Raw genomic sequence first — 16,070 nt, 5'->3', positions numbered from 1 at the left:
AGTGGATGCAGAGTTGGCATGGCTGGCGTGCCCTTCCTACTTCCAAGTCCCAGGGCGACTGAAGGAGTCACCATGCAAGCCGCTCCCACAGCACCGCCCCAAAAATCAACACCCCCGTCAGTGCATACATCGCCCGGTAGCACTTTTGCAGACGCAGCAGGCTGGGGTAGCTCAGTTGCTGCTGGTAAGCCTGCCAGGTTGCCCAGACATGCAGGGGGTAGAGACAGACCGCCAGCAGCAGCGCTCTGGGCAGCAGCTGCAGCAGGCACAGAACCGCCAGCAATAGGTAGGCAGCGCTGAACAGTACAAAGGCGGCTACAAAGCAGCGCTTGGCGCCAAAGCGAACGGCATTGGTCTGGATGCCATTGAGCCGGTCGCCCTCCAGGCCCCGGGCCTCATGCACCAGGTGGCCGGCTGCAAACACCAGGCCAAAAAACACGCTGATGGCGAGACTCGTGCCATGGATGGGCACAAATGCCACCCAGCCCAGCAGAAAGTGCAGGCTGCCACCCAGCAAATGCATCAGCGAGTTCCACAGCGGCCGGCCCTTCAGCTGCCAAGGAGGCAGCGAGTACAGTGCGCTGACGGCGCAGAGCGCCAGCCCCAACAGCAGCGCCGGAGCACCCAGCGGAAGCAGCGCCAGCATGGCGCCTATAAACAGGCCCACACCCAGCCATCCAAATGGGCACCGCCCCACGCCCTGGTTCACAAAGGTATGGCCACGGCGTTGGGGATCGCGCAGGTCCGCGTCGATGCCGGCCCAGTCGTTGGCGACAAATACATGCGCCACAAACAGCAGGTTGGCGACCACCAGCCACAGGCCTTGCCAGCCTACGGCCCAGAAATGCCATTGCGCCAGGCTGCCCAGCGCCAGGATGGCGCCCATCAGCGGGGTGCCTTGCAACACCAGCACCTCCCCCAGCCTAATGCTGGCCAGCAGGCGCAGCCATCTTGGCCGCAAAGGCCGGCGGTTTTCAGCGACTGGGTGGTGCGCCTCAGCCATGGAGCCCGCCTTGGTCTTCGTTGCCAGAGCGTACTGCGCCGGTTTGCGCCTGCCCCAGGATCTCGTAGTAGAGCCGCAGCCATAGCGCATAGGCCATCTCTTGCGACCAGTAATAACGGCTGACCGTGGCAGTCAGGTCGTTGTGGTAGAAGAGCACCGGGTCTTGGCGCAGCGCCGCAAAGCCATCGGCGGCCAGGCTGGCCAGCAGCTGCGTATCGGCGGCGCGTTGCGCTGGCGAAGGCTGCGAGCGCTGCGCTGGGCTCTGACGATGGATGCGATCGATAAGCTCCAGCCAGCGCTGCTGGCCGGGGACTGAGGTTCTCAGGGATGCCTCAGGCAATGGCAGCGGGCAGCCGGAGCGCTGCAAGCCATCCCGCGACCAGCGCACCACCGCCGGTGCCCGCCGGTAGTACACCCACAGGCCGACATCTCCCGCCCGCTGCTGCAGTGCCTGGCACAGGGCCTGGGCGGCAGGCGACTGCACCTGGTACAGCCAGCGCAGCACATTGATCTGGATGCCGATATCGACCGGATTGGGGTCCTTGCCCGGGTCAATGCACTCGTAGTCTTCGCGCCGGGCCAACCAGGTTTGGTAGAGGCCATCGCTGCGGCGGAACTGGCGCAGCGTCGCCAGGGCCTTATCCTGCAGCGCGGAATCGTCCAATGGCGCCAGGCGCCAGACCAGGGCTGTGTCATCGGCATCCGGCGTGATCTTGCAGCCCAAGCTGCCATGGGTCGGCAGCGCGGGGTTGCCGTGGTAGCGCACCAGGCCGGTGCTTTCAATCTGCTGCTGCAAAAAATAGCGCGTGCGCTCCAGCATTGGCTGCATGGCAGCTGCCGCCGCCACGGGCGCCAGAATGTCGATGACCTGCGCATTGGCAAAGATATTCAGCTCTGGCGCGGGCTGGCTGAACACGGCAGCCTGCGTGTGCTCGGTCAGCCAATAGCCACCCTCTTGCTGCCGGTAGGCCAGCATCTGGGCCGCGTAGCGCGCCGCTTCAGACAATGGGCTACCCTTGGGAGGCGCCACAGGAGCCGGCCGGGTCACCTCAAATTCTGCACTGGCCGCCAGATAAGTCGGTGCGCCCGATACCGGCGTCACCAGCGCACGCAGCCGGTGCTTGCCCGCTGCCAAGGCACCCACCGGAAAACTCAGGCGCCAGCCTGCTGCATTCAAGGTGCCCAGCGACTGCACCACATCCGGGCGCGTGAAAAACGCCGAGCTGCTTGCCTGCACCTGGCCGCTGTCGAGCAATACCTCGACCTGCGCGGGGGTCTGCGCATCCACTAAAGCCCAGCCCGCCACATCGACGACATCGCCTGCGATCACCCGGGCCGTGTCAATCGAGCCATGCGTTCCCGGCAACATGACAACAGCCTGCGGTGTTGCGGACAGGCTGTGCACAGCGGTGGGCAACACCCGAGGTTGGGTATCTGCGCTGGCCCGCACCAGGGCGCTGAACGCGTGCTCGCCCACTGCCAAGCTGCCGCGCGGAAAGGTCAGCAACCAGCGACTCGCAGGCGCCCGGCCTGGCTCCGTATCTTGCCCCTTGGGCGGTACAAACTGGGACGTGGCAGCAGGCCAGGCCTGGCCATCGACGAGCAGGTGCAAGTCATACGGTGTGTGACCCCCAGCCAATGCCCAGCCTTCCACCACCACCTGGTCGTCATTGCTGAGGCGCACCTGCTCCACCCCACCTTGCAGCAGCCAGCCCAGATCATGCACCCACTTCGGGCGGCCGAGAAACGGCGAGTTCTGCAGCTGCCAGGCCGCACGCTTTTGCGCGGCAAAACTCTCGGCCACGGTGCTTGCACCCTGGCGTTCGATATAGGCCGCATGAGCCTGCCCGGTGTAGCCAAAGGCCCCGATGGCTTCGGCGACGACCGCTGCCGCCACCGCTAGCGTGAATGCCCTCCTGCCCCAGCCAGACAGACCCAGCAACGCGGGAGGCAGCAACCAGACCAGGATGGGCAGCATGTCGGTCAAAAAACGGCTGCCCCAGCTGATGCCCTGGATCCAGTGCGCAGCGGCATAGAACAGGATCTGCAGTACCACGGCCACCACCAGCACCATGGCCAGCAGCGGCCAGCGGCTCTCGCGCCAAATGGCCAACCCACGCAGCGGCAGCAGCAGCAAAAATGGCGAAAACACCAACAGGCCATAGACAGGACTGAACAGCAAGGCGAGCACTCCTTCGGGCAGGCCCAGCCAGGAGGCATCCGTGCTGTGGTTGACCACATAGACGTAGTAGCCGCCCATGTATGAGCCCACCCACCACAGGTTGTAGGCCAGGGTCAGCAGCGCCGGCGGCAAGGCGCCGGCCAGAAACAGCCGGTAGTGCCCCCGGGCCCATACCAGCGCATAGGCAGCAAAGCCCAGCGCAAGCCAAGTGTCGGGCTGGCGGTTGCAGGCGATCAGGCCGCATACCAATCCGTAGGCCCAGGCCCGCCTGGGGGTGCAACGCTCGCTGGTGGCAATCCACAGCGCACAAGTCACCAGCAGCTGGGCCACGCCATGCATCCACAGTGCCTGGCTGCTGATCACCCAGGTGCTGGTGCCAAAAGCATAGGCCAACGCCAGCCCCAGTGCCAAGCGGTCACTGCACTGGCGCAGCAGCAACAGGTACATCAGCATCACCGAGGCCGATGCGACGAGCGCCGCCACGAGCTTTTCCATGATGCGGGCCACCGAATCCACATGCGCAGGGGCCCAGTCCCGGTGCGACAAATACAGCGCAGCGGGCAGGTACAGGGGCGCTACCAGCAGGGGTGTGACGATGGGGTAGAGCGAGACCAGATGTCCTTGCGTGCCCCGCACCACCCAGCCAGCTTCGCCAATCTCGCCGGGCTTGCTGGGCAGCCTGCGCCCTTGTGCCACCAGGTCAGCAACGGGGTTCAGGTCCAGGCTGGCGTTTTTCCACAGCGACAGCGGCAGATAGCGGGCTGGATAGTTGTCACCAGCGCCGATTGAGCGCATATTGGCGTTGTAAACCCCAAAACAGAGCAGACCGAGCAATGCACAAACCCACATCTGCTGGCCTGAGACTGGCCGGGGCCGAAGACTGGGAACAGCTAGCGGTGCCAGGGCTGCCAGTGCCTTCGCAATCAAGGTGCGAATGGAGTCAATACGCATACATGGCCGCCGCTTTAAATGCTACTACACGTTACTTTTTGCAAGCATAATTCTAAGCATGAACGTCAGTGTGCACCCACTGTGATCGGCAAATCTTAGAAGAAGATAGCTTAATACCGCACACTGAACTTCAAACCATTGAGATTATTCAGTTTAATTATTCATTTACCAACTGGTTAGTTTTATTTTTTAACTCTGCGCTTTCTTGGCCCACCTCCTCCACTTGCGTCCGCCCATGACAACCACGCCATCCCCCAAGCGCATTCTGGTCACCGGAGGCGCGGGTTTTTTGGGCTCCCACCTGTGCGAACGCTTGCTGACTGAAGGCCACCAAGTGGTTTGTCTGGACAATTTCTCCAGCGGATCGCCGCACAATATCGCTGCCCTGCTTGGCCACCCCGCGTTCAGCCTGCTGCAGCAGGATGTGGTGGACCCCATTGGTCTGCTGCAGATCGACCAGATCTACAACCTGGCCTGTACAGCCTCGCCGCAGCTCTACCAGCGCAACCCGGTGCAGACCCTCAAGACCAATGTGCTGGGCGCCATGCAGGTGCTTGATCTGGCGTTGCGCTGCCGCGCCAGGGTGCTGCAGGCCTCCACCAGCGAGGTCTATGGCGATCCGCTGGTGCATCCGCAACCCGAGGGCTATCTCGGCAATGTGAACCCGATTGGCCCACGCGCCTGCTATGACGAAGGAAAGCGCTGCGCAGAGACCCTGTTTGCCGACTACCATCGTCAGCACGGCCTGTCCATCAAGATCGTGCGCATCTTCAACACCTACGGGCCGCGCATGCTCCCCGGTGATGGCCGGGTTATCAGCAGCTTCTTTGCGCACGCGCAGCAAGGCACGGGCATGGCCATTTATGGCGATGGCAGTCAAACACGCAGCTTCTGCTATGTGAGCGACATGGTTGACGGTTTGCTGCGCATGATGAACAGTGATGTCACCATCACCGGCCCGCTGAACCTCGGCAACCCCGAGGAGATCGATGTGCTCAGCCTGGCCCGAAAGATTGCCGCGCTGGCGGGAAGCGCTGCAGCGCCGGTTTTTAGCCCCCGTCAGCCGGACGACCCGCGCCAGCGCAAACCCGATATCTCCCTGGCCTGGCAGCAGCTGGGCTGGGCCCCCCAGGTCTCGCTTGACCACGGACTCAGCCAAACCTATGCCCAGTTGCAGCGCACAGCCGCCCCTGCCACCGATACCGGCCCAGACCCTGGTGCTGATGCCCTACTACGAGGACACCCTGGCCTGCCAATTTTTGCTGAGAGCGCTGCAAGCACAGCTCGGGCCTGACTGCTTTGTGCTCTTGGTCGATGACTGTTCGCTGCAACAGCCGCTGACCGCCAGCGTACTCTCTGGCGCAGGACTGCCCGGCCGCATTCTGCGCTTGCGCCACAACGCCGGCCACCAATATGCACTGGCGCTGGGCTTGCAGTATCTGGCCCCAGGCCTGCGGCCCCAGCAGCAGCTGGTGCTGATGGATTCGGACGGCGAGGACGCGCCAGAGGCTATTGCCGGTCTGCTAGCCCAACTCTCACAAGGGGCCGGCGCCATCGATGCTGTCGTCGCTGCACGGGGAAAACGCCGCGAGCGCTGGACCTTTGTCGTCTTCTACCGCGCCTACCAGCTGCTCTTTCGCCTCAGCACCGGGCGGGTGCTGGATTTTGGCAACTTCATGGTGCTGTCTGCGTCCGGCGCGCAGGCCCTCGCCACCCGCCCCAGCTTGCCCCTGCATATTGCCGCCAGCCTGCTCGCCAGCGATCTGCGCCTGGGCCGCCAAACCGTGGACCGGGCCAAGCGCTATGCCGGTGCGTCCAAGATGAACCTGTCTGCGCTAGTGGGCCATGGGCTGCGCGCCATCCGGGTGTTCAAGACCCGCCTGCTGCAGCGCCTGTGCCATGCAGCGCTGCTGCTGGCAGGCTTGGCAGCAGTATTGGCCTGGCTCAGCACCGGGCTGGCAGGCTCAGGCCTGGCGCTGTTTGGAGCCTGGGTCTGCACGGCGATGGTCCTGCTCTGCGCGTTGCTGTATGGGCTGCTGGCATCGAAGCTGGGAAACAGCTACCCCCAAGCCGACATGGCCATGGTCGCCGCCGCCATTGACGTGCCAGCACCTGATTGCAAGGCACCGGAGGCCTGAATGAAAAAGCTGTGGTTCGCGCTCCTGTCCTTGCTGGCCTACCCGCTGCTGGCAGCCCTCAGTTATCTGCTCTACATCCGGCTGCTGGCGGTCGATGTGGTGCTTTACGCCGCTCTGGCGGCTGCAGCAGTTGCGCTGGTGCTGCAGGCACTGCTGCTGTACTGCTTTCCGGCCTGGAGGGCCTTCAGCAGCCTGGAGAAATGCCAGCATCTGCTGGTTTGCGCGCTGATGGGCTACACGCTGGCCCTCAGCGTGCCCACGGTGATTGACCGCTCGTTGTCGTTCTACATTCTGGAGAAACTGCAGCAGCGAGGCGGCGGCATCGCGCGCAGCCAGATGGATCTGGTCTTCAAAGACGAATACATGCGTGAGCACCGCCTGATCGACATCCGGCTCACCGAGCAACTGGTATCGGGCACGATACGCATCGATCACCAAGGCTGCGTGCTGTTGACGCCCCGGGGCGAGCGCCTGGCGCATTTCAGCCGACTGTTCCGCCGCTATGCCCTGCCGCGCCAGCGCCTGATTGCGGGCAGCTACTCTGCCGATCTGGTCGACCCTTTTGCCCACAGCCAGGCAGCGCCCGACTACCGCTGCCATTGAGTGGATTAAGCGGCTTGGGTTGCCCTCGACCGGTCAGCGCATGACCAGCCCCCCATCCACCAGCAACACCTGCCCCGTCATAAACCGGCTCAAATCCGATGCCAGAAACAGCACCGGCCCGGCCACATCGTCGGGGCTGGCCAGGCGGCGCAGCGGGGTGGCGGCCATCAGCGATTCGCGGAAGGACTCGCGGGTTTGTGCGCTGCCCTGGGTGGGGTAGACGAGGCCCGGGGCAACGCAGTTGACGCGTATGCCAAAGGGCCCCAACTCACTGGCGAGGTTGCGGCTAAAGCCCACCAGCGAGGCCTTGGCCGTGCTGTAGTCGTGGTAGGCGACGACAGGGTGCTCCACCAGATTGCTGCTGATATTGACGATGCTGCCCCGGGCGCGCTGGCGCATCTGCGGCAGCACCGCGCGGCAGACATGGAAGGCGCCGCCCACGGCAGCATCGAACTGCGCCTGGTAGTCGCTCCAGGCCAGTGCATCCAGCGGCTGGCGGCGCTCCGGGTCAAAGGCATAGGGGCGCAAGGCGTTGTTCACGACGATGTCGATGGGCCCGGCCTCTTGCGCAATGGCCTGGGCCATCGCATCCACCGCAGCCGGCTTGCCCACATCGGCCTGCACGGCCCAGGCATCGCCGCCGGCGGCCTGGCAGGCGGCCACGGTCTGGGCGGCGGCTGCCTCATTGGCCAGGTAGTTCACTGCCACCGTGGCGCCTTCGCGCGCAAAGGCCTGGGCGATGGCCGCTCCAATGCCCCGGCTGGCGCCGGTTACCAGCACCACCTTGCCGCGCAGATTCAAAGCACTGCTCCCCAGCATCTCAGGCCCCTGGCAGCCAACGGCTGTCCACCACATCGGCCACCCGGATGGGCTGCTGCACCATGCCCAGCGCATGGTAGGCATCAGCCCCCTTTTGCAGCGCAGCCAGGTCAAAGCTGCCCAGCGGCGCGACCTTGCCCTGCACCCGCGGCGTGGGCTGGGCCGATGCATTGCGCAGGCCGATCACATCGAGGTTGATATCGCGCTGGGTGCCATCGATCGCGCGCTTGGTGGCCAGGGTCGCGGCCTCTTCGGGCTGGGCGATCATCCAGGCCGCGCTGTCGCGGTAGCCGCGCAAAAAGGCCTGCAGCAATGCCGGCTGCTGCTCCAGCATCTGCCGGCGCACCACAAACATGTCGCTGGACATATTGAGGTAGTCGCGCACGGGCATCACCTGCACCTCGCCCATGCCCTTGCGCAGGCCCACGGCCAGGCCGGTGTCGGTGGCGGCGGTCGCGTCGACCTGGCCTTGCATCAGCGGTGCAAAGTTCAAGAGGCCGGTCACCACAATACGCACGTCCGATTCCTTGAGCCCCGCCTGGTGCAGCATCACCAGCAGGTTCTGGCGCGTGCCGCTGGCGAGGCTATAGACGCCAATGGTCTTGCCCTTCAGATCCGCCGGTGTACGGATGCCGCTGGAGCGCAGCGACACGACATTGAACACGTTTTGCGGGTAGATGTCGTAGATGGCGACCAGCTTCTCGCCCTTGTCCAGCGCCATAAAGAACGAGCCCGGGTCGGTAAAGGCCACATCGCCCTGCCCGCTCAAAATGTTGCGGATCGCGTCGCCACCGCCCGCACCCGGCAGGTAGGTCAGGTCCACGCCCTGGGCTTTAAAAAAGCCCTTGTCCGGCTCGGCCAGGATATTGGTGATTTCGCTGATCGGCTTGCTCCAGCCGGCCAGGCGGACCTTGCCGCTGACCGGCGCGGCAGCGCCCGCTGTGGTGCCCGTGCCCGCCAGGCCCAGGCCCAAGAGGCCGGCAGAGGCGCCCAGCCAGCGGCGGCGCGAGAGGGAGGAGGTCAGAAAAGGTGCAGACATAAGCGGTCCATCCAGAAGCAATCGAGCAAAAATCCAAAAATCAACGGCGCGGGCCTGCCGGGGCGCCAGCGACGGCATGGCCACGCAGCAATCTGCGCTCCAGCAGCAGGCAGGCCTGGTACAGCAGCAAGCCCAGCGCCGCAATCAGCAAGAGCGTGGCAAACATCAAGGTCGTGTCCATCATTCCCTGGGCGGCAATCACCACGGCGCCCAGCCCTTGGCTGGCACCCATAAACTCTGCGACGACCGCACCCACCAGCGCCAGCACCACGGCCACGCGCAGGCCCGCCAGAATGGCGGGCAAGCCTGTGGGCAGCTTGAGCCGCACCAACGTCTGCAGCCGGCTCGCCCCCAGCATGCGAAACAGCTGCAGGCGCTGCGCATCGACCTGGCGCAAGCCCGTCAAGGTGTTTTCCATCAGCGGAAAAAAGCAGACCAGCGCCGTGATCAGCACCGTGGGCAGCATGCCAAAACCAAACCACAGCACAAACAGCGGCGCCAGCGCCAGCTTGGGCACCACCTGGCTGACGACGACATAGGGCTTGAGCACGCGCTCCAGCAACACCGACTCGGCCAAGGCCATGCCCGCCAGCAGCCCAAAGGATGCGCCCGCAGCCAGGCCTAGCAGCACTGCCTGCACGGTGGCTGCCACATGCGGCCAAAAGTAGCCTGACGCAAGCCCCGTCCACAAGGCCTGTAGCACCGCCGACGGCACCGGCAGCACCAAGGCGGAGATATCGCCCAGGCGGCCTGCGCCCTCCCACACGGCCAGCAGCAGCACCAACAGCGCGGCGGCCCAGAGCCGGGCTTTGAGGATCGGGTTCATGCGCTGGCCCCATCCATCGCGGCACGCACCTGGGCCGCATAGGCGTTAAAGGCTGCGCCATGGCGCATGGCCTGGGTGCGCGGCGTGGGCAGATCAATAGCGATATCGGCCACCAAGCGCCCGCCATGCATCAGCGCCACCCGGTCGCCCAGGTACACGGCCTCGTTGATGTCATGGGTGACAAAGAGCACGGTGGTGCCCCTCGCGCGGCAGCTGCGCAGCAGCTCATCCTGCAGCTCGGCACGGGTGATGGCATCGAGGGCGGCAAAGGGCTCGTCGAGCAGCAGCAAGGCGGGCTCACGAATCAAGGCCCGCGCCAGCGCCACCCGGCTTTGTTGTCCGCCAGACAACTGGCCCGGATGTTGGTGAATTAACGCAGCCAGCCCCAGCTGGGCCAGCAGCTGCTCGGCCGCCTGGCGGTCCCGCGCGGTGGGCTTGCGCTGCAGCGACAGCGGCAGCAGCACATTGTCCAGCACCGTCAGCCAGTCCAGCAAGGTGGGCGACTGGAACATCACCCCCAGCTGCGGGCCGGGTGCTACCAGGCTACCGCCAGCCCGCACAATGCGGCCCGCCTGGGGCTGCAGCAGGCCGGCGACCAGCTGCAGCAAGCTGGTCTTGCCGCAACCACTGCGGCCCAGCAGGCAGTGGAAGGCGCCTTGCGCCATCTGCCAGCGCACGCCATCCACGACCGGGGCCTGGCCCGGGTAGGCAAAGCTGAGGTCCTCAATATCAATCCATGCCATCGCGCCGCCCTTCAGTCTGCGTAACGCGCCAGCGGCTGCGCAGCGGCCTCGGCAGCGGCATCGATCTCGGTCATCCGCACCAGGTCGAGCAGGCTAAAGCGTCCGTCATGGTGCCAGCCGGCCTCGGGCACGCCCATGGCGCCCAAGGCGCTGATGCGGGTAACGCCGGCGGCGCCCAGCAGGCCCGCCAAACGGTACAAATCCTCGGGGCCCACGGCCAGGCCGGCGGTTTGCAGGTAGTCGCGCTGTGCTGCTACCAAGGGCACAACGTCGTCCAGGCTATCCACCCCCACCACAACAATGCTGCGGTAGAGCGCCGTGGGCGCCAGCGGCTCCAGGCTGTCGCTGTAGGCCACGCTCCAGGGCGCATCGGCCGGGCCAATCAGCTGCGGGGCGGCGCCATCATCGGCGGGCGCACGCCACTCCAGCGACTGCTGCCAGCGGGCCATGCCGGCGCCCTCTTCCAGATCCAGCGGCCGGCGCGCAAAACGCTGCTGCAGGTTGGCGAGCTCGGCTGCCAGGTAATCGGCAAAGGCGCGGGGTGTGACGGTAGCGCCCCGCTCTACATAGAACACATGGGGCGAGTAGCAGCCCTGCTGGTCGTAGCGCATGACATCCCAGGCTGCCAGCCGGGCATGGGCCGGCGCTTTGACGGCATCCAGTGCGGCAGCGCCCACCATGCCAAAGCCCAGCTTGTGGCCATGGGGCAAAAATCGCGTGGTCACCGGCAACTGCTGGCGCAGCGCGGCCAGGGTCTGGTTGCTGCCATAGGCCATCACCGTATCGGCCTCGGCATACAGCACTTGCGCGCCTTCGGCGCTGTCGCCCGTCTGCGCGCCGCCGGGCCACCAGACCACGGCCAGGCAGTCGGCCAATGGGGGATGTACTTCCGCCAGCAAGCGCGCAAACCAGCCGGCAAACAGTGGCTCGGCACTGGCCAGCTTGCCCAGGCTGGGCGCTTTGACAAGCAGGCCGCAGACGAGGCTCCACAGCGACAGCGCCGGCACATTGCCGGCCCAGCTGTGCAGCAGCAGGCCCGGGCCATAGGCGCGCACGGCCCCACCCTTGGCGGCGGGCACAAAGCCGTCAAGCACACCAGGGTTGGCAAAATCCTCGGCCACAAAGCGCCACAGCTGGGGCGCCCTGAAAGTCTTGAACAGGCCGTTGAGCCCCAGGCGCACCATCGCCGCGTCATAACCGCAGACCAGCGGCAGGCAGGCGTCGATCTGGCGGCGATAGGGGTCGGCGGGGTCCAGCAGGCGGGCGATGGCGCGGTCAATCGCCGCCACAATCTCGGCCAGTGGCATCGGCTGCAGCTGGCGCTGCGCGGCGGCGCGCACCCGCTCGGTGAGGGCCTGCATCTGCGCGCCGGTCAGCACCGGCACCTCGACCTCCAGCTGGGCGCCCGCGCGCTCATACACCAACACCTGCCAGCGCACCCGGTTGTCATCCATGCCCGGCAGGTAGCCGGCCCGCATGCGCCCGGCCATGCGCTCAGCGGCTTGCGGCTCCATCATGCGCGCGCCGCTTGTACAAACTCATCGACGGCCAAGGAGCAGCCTTTGGCAGCGGCCCCTTCGGCCCGGCCCAGCAGCAAAAAGCCGTCATCGGCCCAGAGGCCCACGTCTTCGGTCAGGATGGTGCTGACCGCGTTGTAGTTGGCCAGGTCGCAGTGCACCAGAATGCCGCGCTCACCCGGCGCCACGCTGCGGCCGCTGACGGGCTCGACCAGGCGCGAGCGAATCCAGTGCGGGCCGGATTTGACCGAGGGCAAGCTGGCATTGCCGTTGTCGTAGAACTGGGTGCTCAGCTCGGTCATGCCGTACATGTTGATGCACAGCTCGGGCGGCACGCCCAGCAGCTCGGTGAGGCCCGCATAAAAATCGGCCAAGGGCAGCTCACGCGACTGGCCCTTGTAGCCACCGGTATCCAGGATGCGGCTGCCCGCTGGCAGATGAAAGCGGCGACCCTGGGCACGCAGCGCATCCATCACATGCACGAGGCTGAAGCTGGCGCCCAGCAGCGCATAGGGCTGGCCGCTGCGCTCAGCTTCTTCCAGCACGGCGCAGAGCCCGGCCATATCCAGGCCCTCCGGCCCCAGAAAATAGCGGCTCTCCGGCGTACCAAAGCTCGACTTGGCCAGCGCCAGGTAATGCGCCAGCGACGAGTTGGGCATGGCCGCCTCATCAGGGAAGAGGATGCCCATCGGCATGCGCGCTGTGCCCTGCATGAAGCGGGTGGCGAAGTGCTGCTGCATCGACAGGTCATACACCTGCAAGGCCGGATGAAAATGCCGGCCCCGCGCAGCGCGGCCGGTGGTGCCGCTGGTCATGAAGACGCGCTCGGCCTGCGATGGCGGCTCGCTGCGCAGCTCCAGCGCCTTGAAGGCATCGATGGGCACGGCCGGGATATCGCTCCAGGTCTTGACCGTGCGCGGGCTGGCGCCACGGCGCTGGCAAAAGCTGCGGAACGGCGTATTGGATGCGTATTGGTAGGCAAAAAGACGCAGCGCGAGCTGGTCAAACTGGTCATCGGTGCAGCCATCCATTGCGATGAATGCAAGCAGGTCTGCGACCAGCGTATCGGCCTTGTCCATGGAATTCCTTCGAGAGCGGTGAGGTCATGCTCCGAAGGCTCCCCCCATGCGCGCAAGGCGCCCCTGGCAGGGAGTTGGCTCTTCTTCCGCCGGAATGACCCGGTTCAAGTTCTCGGGTGTAGATCTCAGCACTGGCGTGCACCCCGGAGCAGGCGCCATCTTACCCCAGGGCTGCTGGGTTACCGCCATCCACACTGTCAAGCCAAGGCCTGCACCACGGTCAATCCAGCCACCGGCGCCAAGCCCAAACCAGGGAAAACACCAGGGCCACCGCGATGGTGCAAGCCGCCGACGGCGCAGTCGCGCATGCACCAAGCCAAGGCATTTTTTGCGGATTCCTGCACCATATCCAGGCAACGCGATAGCCACGTAACCCATTGTGGTGCTTTGCAAATTTTCTGCGCCAGGTCAAAGCGCGCATGCTGGAAATCACCTAGTCCACAACCCTTTCCATCGGCGATTCAGTCTGTTAACTTATGTCCTGTCGACAGACGACTGTCGCTAGACGACATAAATTTAACGAGGACAACAATGCTTGCAATGGCTGATGCCGACGTCCAATCCGGCTACGACAAACCGCATACCGAGAGCGAACAGCGCGTTCGCGAAGACCTGGCCGCCGCCTACCGCCTGATGGCGCATTTCGGGATGGACGACAGCATCTACACGCACATCTCGGCGCGGGTGCCAGGCCGCACCGACCAGTTCCTCATCAACCCCTTTGGCACCCTGTTCAAGGACATCACGGCCAGCTCGCTGGTCAAGATCGATGCCGAAGGCCGCATCGTCGAAGACACGCCCTACGAGGTGAACCCCGCCGGCTTTGTGATCCACAGCGCCGTGCATGCGGCCCGCCATGACGCCGCCTGCGTCGTGCACTCCCACACCGAAGCGGGCGTGGCGGTCTCTTCACTGCAATGCGGCCTGCAGCCGAGCAACCAGTGGGCGCTGCAGTTCTACAACCGCGTGGCGTACCACACCTTTGAAGGCATCGCACTGGATCTGCATGAGCGCGAGCGCCTGGTCGCCGACCTTGGCAGCACGGCCAAGGCCATGGTGCTGCGCAACCACGGTCTGCTCACCTTGGGCCACAGCGTGGCCGAGGCCTTCATCCTGATGCTCAACCTGGACCGCGCCTGCCGCGTGCAGCTGGCCATCCAGTCCAGCGGCCAGGCCATCAACCCCGTGCCGCCCGAGGTCTGCGAGCTGACCGCCCGCCAGTACGAAAGCGGCGACACCGATGTGATGCCTGGCCAGCCCAAGCGCGCCGACCCGCATGAGCGCGAATGGCAGGGCCTGCTGGGCTTTTTGCAGCCGCCGGGCCGCAGCCACTACCGTGATTGACAGGCGCGGCTGAGCAGCGACTGAACCGCGACTGAAGCCAACCGAGCCTTGCATGCCGCCGCCTTTGCGGCCCCACCGCCGCAAGCCCAGCCGGGCCAGGCACCCCTCGATACCAAGACAGGAAGCAACCATGATCAATCGGCGTGAACTCATCTCCTACAGCCTGGCGGGAGCCGGCCTCAGCATCGCGGGCGTGCCCATGGCGGCCCTGGCGCAGCAAACCAAGGGAACGATCAATGTGATGGTGCAGCCCGAGCCCTCGGGCCTGATGCTGGGCATCGTTCAAAACGGCCCCACCCAGCTGGTCTCCGGCTATATCTACGAAGGCCTGCTGCGCTACGACGAGAAGCTGGAGCCGCACGGCCTGCTGGCGACTGCCTGGAGCCGCTCCGACGACGGCCTGACCTACACCTTCAAGCTCAAGTCCGGCGTCAAGTGGCATGACGGCAAGCCCTTCTCGGCCGATGATGTGGTGTTCTCGGTCGACAAGTTTCTGCGCAAGACCCATGCCCGCCTGCGGGCATCGCTGGAGCCGCTGGAGAGCGTGCGCGCCATCGATGCCAACACGGTGGAGTTCAAGCTCAAGTACCCGTTTGGCCCCTTCATCAGCCTGTTCGACACCGGCTCGATGCCGATGATCCCCAAGCACATCTACGAAAACACCGACTACGCCACCAACCCGGCCAATGCCAAGCCCATTGGCACGGGCCCCTTCAAGTACAAGGAATGGGTGCGGGGCTCCTACATCCAGCTGGTGGCCAATGAGCTCTACCACACCAAGGGCGAGCCCATGGTGGAGAACCTCTACTTCCATATCATCCCGGATGCGGCTTCGCGTGCTGCGGCGTTTGAATCGGGCAAGGTCGATGTGGTGCCAGGGGGCGCGGTCGAGTTCTTTGATGTGGCGCGCCTGGCCAAGCTGCCTGGAGCAGCGGTCACCACCAAGGGCTGGGAGTTCTACTCGCCCCATTCCTGGCTGGTGCTCAACAACCGCAAGGCCCCCTTTGACAACCCCAAGTTCCGCCAGGCCGTCATGTATGCGATGGACCGCGAGGCCATGGTCAAGGTCGCCTGGCAGGGTTTTGCCAAGACGGCTGCCGGCCCCTTCAACCAGCATGTGAAGTTCGCCTCGGGCGACGTCACCAAGTACCCGCGTGATCTGAACAAGGCCAAGGCCTTGCTCAAGGAAGCCGGCTACAAGGGCGAAACCGTCAAGCTGCTGCCGCTGCCTTATGGCGAATCCTGGCAGCGCCTGGCCGAGATGATCCGCCAGAACCTGATCCAGGCCGGCATCAAGGTAGAGACCACCGGCACCGATGTGGCCGGCTGGAACCAGCGCACCGCCGAATGGGATTTCGACATGGCCATCATCTATGTCTACCAGTACCCCGATCCAGCATTGGGCGTGGCCCGTACCTACACCAGCCACACGATTGCCAAGGGTTCGCCCTTCAACAACATCGAAGGCTATGTCAACCCCAAGGTGGATGCGCTGTTTGACGCCGGCGCCAAGGCGCTGACCGATGCCGACCGCGCCAAGGCCTATGCCGAGGTGCAGAAGATCCTGACCGAAGAAGTGCCCGTGGCCTGGTTGCATGAGATCAACTTCCCCACGCTCTATCGCACCAAGATCAAGAACCCGATCAGCTCTGGCGTGGGCTTGAACGACAGCCTCAGCCGTGCCTCGATAGGTTAAAGCGGTCGCTACCCGCTGCGGCCCAGCGCCGCAGCATGGTTTTCTTCTTTGCTGATTTCTGCATGCTGCCAGCCCCCGCTGGCGCGTGCGGGATGGCTACGCTTTTGTCTCGCTCCAAGGTCTCCCCGCT

13 protein-coding genes are annotated in these 16,070 nt (G+C 64.9%); 5 read left to right on the top strand and 8 right to left on the bottom strand.

Annotated elements, in window-relative coordinates:
• Positions 1 to 67: 67 nt before the first annotated feature.
• Positions 68 to 1,003 (bottom strand): UbiA family prenyltransferase, encoded by a 936-nt coding sequence (locus WH303_RS14990; RefSeq protein WP_158400446.1) that lies wholly within the window; start codon positions 1,001 to 1,003, stop codon positions 68 to 70.
• Positions 996 to 3,980, bottom strand: a complete 2,985-nt coding sequence (locus WH303_RS14985; protein ID WP_339519461.1) for a hypothetical protein — start codon at positions 3,978 to 3,980, stop codon at positions 996 to 998. The genes WH303_RS14990 and WH303_RS14985 overlap by 8 nt, the downstream gene beginning before the upstream one ends.
• A 391-nt stretch (positions 3,981 to 4,371) precedes the next feature.
• On the opposite strand from WH303_RS14985, the gene WH303_RS14980 reads away from it, so the two are divergent.
• Genes WH303_RS14980 through WH303_RS14970 form a run of 3 tightly spaced genes read left to right on the top strand, consistent with a single transcriptional unit; the run spans position 4,372 to position 6,877 of the window.
• Positions 4,372 to 5,430, top strand: coding sequence for a UDP-glucuronic acid decarboxylase family protein (locus WH303_RS14980; RefSeq protein WP_339519459.1), 1,059 nt, complete (start codon positions 4,372 to 4,374; stop codon positions 5,428 to 5,430).
• Positions 5,360 to 6,274, top strand: coding sequence for a glycosyltransferase (locus tag WH303_RS14975; RefSeq protein ID WP_158400448.1), 915 nt, complete (start codon positions 5,360 to 5,362; stop codon positions 6,272 to 6,274). The genes WH303_RS14980 and WH303_RS14975 overlap by 71 nt, the downstream gene beginning before the upstream one ends.
• Positions 6,275 to 6,877 (top strand): hypothetical protein, encoded by a 603-nt coding sequence (locus WH303_RS14970; RefSeq protein ID WP_339519457.1) that lies wholly within the window; start codon positions 6,275 to 6,277, stop codon positions 6,875 to 6,877.
• A gap of 33 nt (positions 6,878 to 6,910) precedes the next feature.
• Here WH303_RS14970 and WH303_RS14965 read toward each other — a convergent pair whose 3' ends face one another.
• Genes WH303_RS14965 through WH303_RS14940 form a run of 6 tightly spaced genes read right to left on the bottom strand, consistent with a single transcriptional unit; the run spans position 6,911 to position 12,900 of the window.
• Positions 6,911 to 7,696, bottom strand: coding sequence for an SDR family oxidoreductase (locus WH303_RS14965; RefSeq protein ID WP_339519455.1), 786 nt, complete (start codon positions 7,694 to 7,696; stop codon positions 6,911 to 6,913).
• A 1-nt stretch (position 7,697) separates the two neighbouring features.
• Positions 7,698 to 8,735, bottom strand: a complete 1,038-nt coding sequence (locus WH303_RS14960) for an ABC transporter substrate-binding protein (protein ID WP_339519454.1) — start codon at positions 8,733 to 8,735, stop codon at positions 7,698 to 7,700.
• A gap of 40 nt (positions 8,736 to 8,775) precedes the next feature.
• A complete protein-coding gene (locus tag WH303_RS14955) occupies positions 8,776 to 9,561 on the bottom strand; it encodes an ABC transporter permease (protein ID WP_339519452.1) in 786 nt (261 codons plus the stop codon).
• Positions 9,558 to 10,304, bottom strand: coding sequence for an ABC transporter ATP-binding protein (locus WH303_RS14950; RefSeq protein ID WP_339519450.1), 747 nt, complete (start codon positions 10,302 to 10,304; stop codon positions 9,558 to 9,560). The genes WH303_RS14955 and WH303_RS14950 overlap by 4 nt, the downstream gene beginning before the upstream one ends.
• Before the next feature lie 11 nt (positions 10,305 to 10,315).
• The gene (locus WH303_RS14945; RefSeq protein WP_445228294.1) at positions 10,316 to 11,818 is read right to left on the bottom strand and encodes an acyl-CoA reductase; all 1,503 of its coding nucleotides are present in this window, start codon (positions 11,816 to 11,818) and stop codon (positions 10,316 to 10,318) included.
• Positions 11,818 to 12,900 carry a LuxE/PaaK family acyltransferase gene (locus WH303_RS14940; protein ID WP_339519448.1) on the bottom strand — a complete coding sequence of 361 codons (1,083 nt, stop codon included), beginning with the start codon at positions 12,898 to 12,900 and terminating at the stop codon, positions 11,818 to 11,820. Before WH303_RS14940 ends, WH303_RS14945 begins: the two co-directional genes overlap by 1 nt.
• Positions 12,901 to 13,431: 531 nt before the next feature.
• Between WH303_RS14940 and WH303_RS14935 the strand changes: the two genes are divergently transcribed.
• Both WH303_RS14935 and WH303_RS14930 read left to right on the top strand, forming a co-directional pair.
• Positions 13,432 to 14,244 carry a class II aldolase/adducin family protein gene (locus tag WH303_RS14935; protein ID WP_148293018.1) on the top strand — a complete coding sequence of 271 codons (813 nt, stop codon included), beginning with the start codon at positions 13,432 to 13,434 and terminating at the stop codon, positions 14,242 to 14,244.
• A 133-nt stretch (positions 14,245 to 14,377) separates the two neighbouring features.
• Complete coding sequence (locus tag WH303_RS14930) at positions 14,378 to 15,940, top strand: ABC transporter substrate-binding protein (protein ID WP_445228293.1); 1,563 nt, start codon at positions 14,378 to 14,380, stop codon at positions 15,938 to 15,940.
• Positions 15,941 to 16,070 lie beyond the last annotated feature (130 nt).

The sequence above is a fragment of the Comamonas sp. MYb69 genome (assembly GCF_037479315.1).
GTDB lineage: Bacteria > Pseudomonadota > Gammaproteobacteria > Burkholderiales > Burkholderiaceae_C > Comamonas.
Note: the sequence above shows the minus strand (reverse complement) of the source record. Positions and strands in the feature narration are given on the sequence as shown.

Excerpts from the sequence above, each read along its gene's own strand:
- WH303_RS14960 (WP_339519454.1), bottom strand. The coding sequence starts at position 8,735 with ATGTCTGCACCTTTTCTGACCTCCTCCCTCTCGCGCCGCCGCTGGCTG.
- WH303_RS14985 (WP_339519461.1), bottom strand. The coding sequence starts at position 3,980 with ATGCGCTCAATCGGCGCTGGTGACAACTATCCAGCCCGCTATCTGCCG.
- WH303_RS14965 (WP_339519455.1), bottom strand. The coding sequence starts at position 7,696 with ATGCTGGGGAGCAGTGCTTTGAATCTGCGCGGCAAGGTGGTGCTGGTA.
- WH303_RS14945 (WP_445228294.1), bottom strand. The coding sequence starts at position 11,818 with ATGGAGCCGCAAGCCGCTGAGCGCATGGCCGGGCGCATGCGGGCCGGC.
- WH303_RS14955 (WP_339519452.1), bottom strand. The coding sequence starts at position 9,561 with ATGAACCCGATCCTCAAAGCCCGGCTCTGGGCCGCCGCGCTGTTGGTG.
- WH303_RS14935 (WP_148293018.1), top strand. The coding sequence starts at position 13,432 with ATGCTTGCAATGGCTGATGCCGACGTCCAATCCGGCTACGACAAACCG.
- WH303_RS14975 (WP_158400448.1), top strand. The coding sequence starts at position 5,360 with ATGCCCTACTACGAGGACACCCTGGCCTGCCAATTTTTGCTGAGAGCG.
- WH303_RS14950 (WP_339519450.1), bottom strand. The coding sequence starts at position 10,304 with ATGGCATGGATTGATATTGAGGACCTCAGCTTTGCCTACCCGGGCCAG.
- WH303_RS14970 (WP_339519457.1), top strand. The coding sequence starts at position 6,275 with ATGAAAAAGCTGTGGTTCGCGCTCCTGTCCTTGCTGGCCTACCCGCTG.
- WH303_RS14990 (WP_158400446.1), bottom strand. The coding sequence starts at position 1,003 with ATGGCTGAGGCGCACCACCCAGTCGCTGAAAACCGCCGGCCTTTGCGG.
- WH303_RS14980 (WP_339519459.1), top strand. The coding sequence starts at position 4,372 with ATGACAACCACGCCATCCCCCAAGCGCATTCTGGTCACCGGAGGCGCG.
- WH303_RS14940 (WP_339519448.1), bottom strand. The coding sequence starts at position 12,900 with ATGGACAAGGCCGATACGCTGGTCGCAGACCTGCTTGCATTCATCGCA.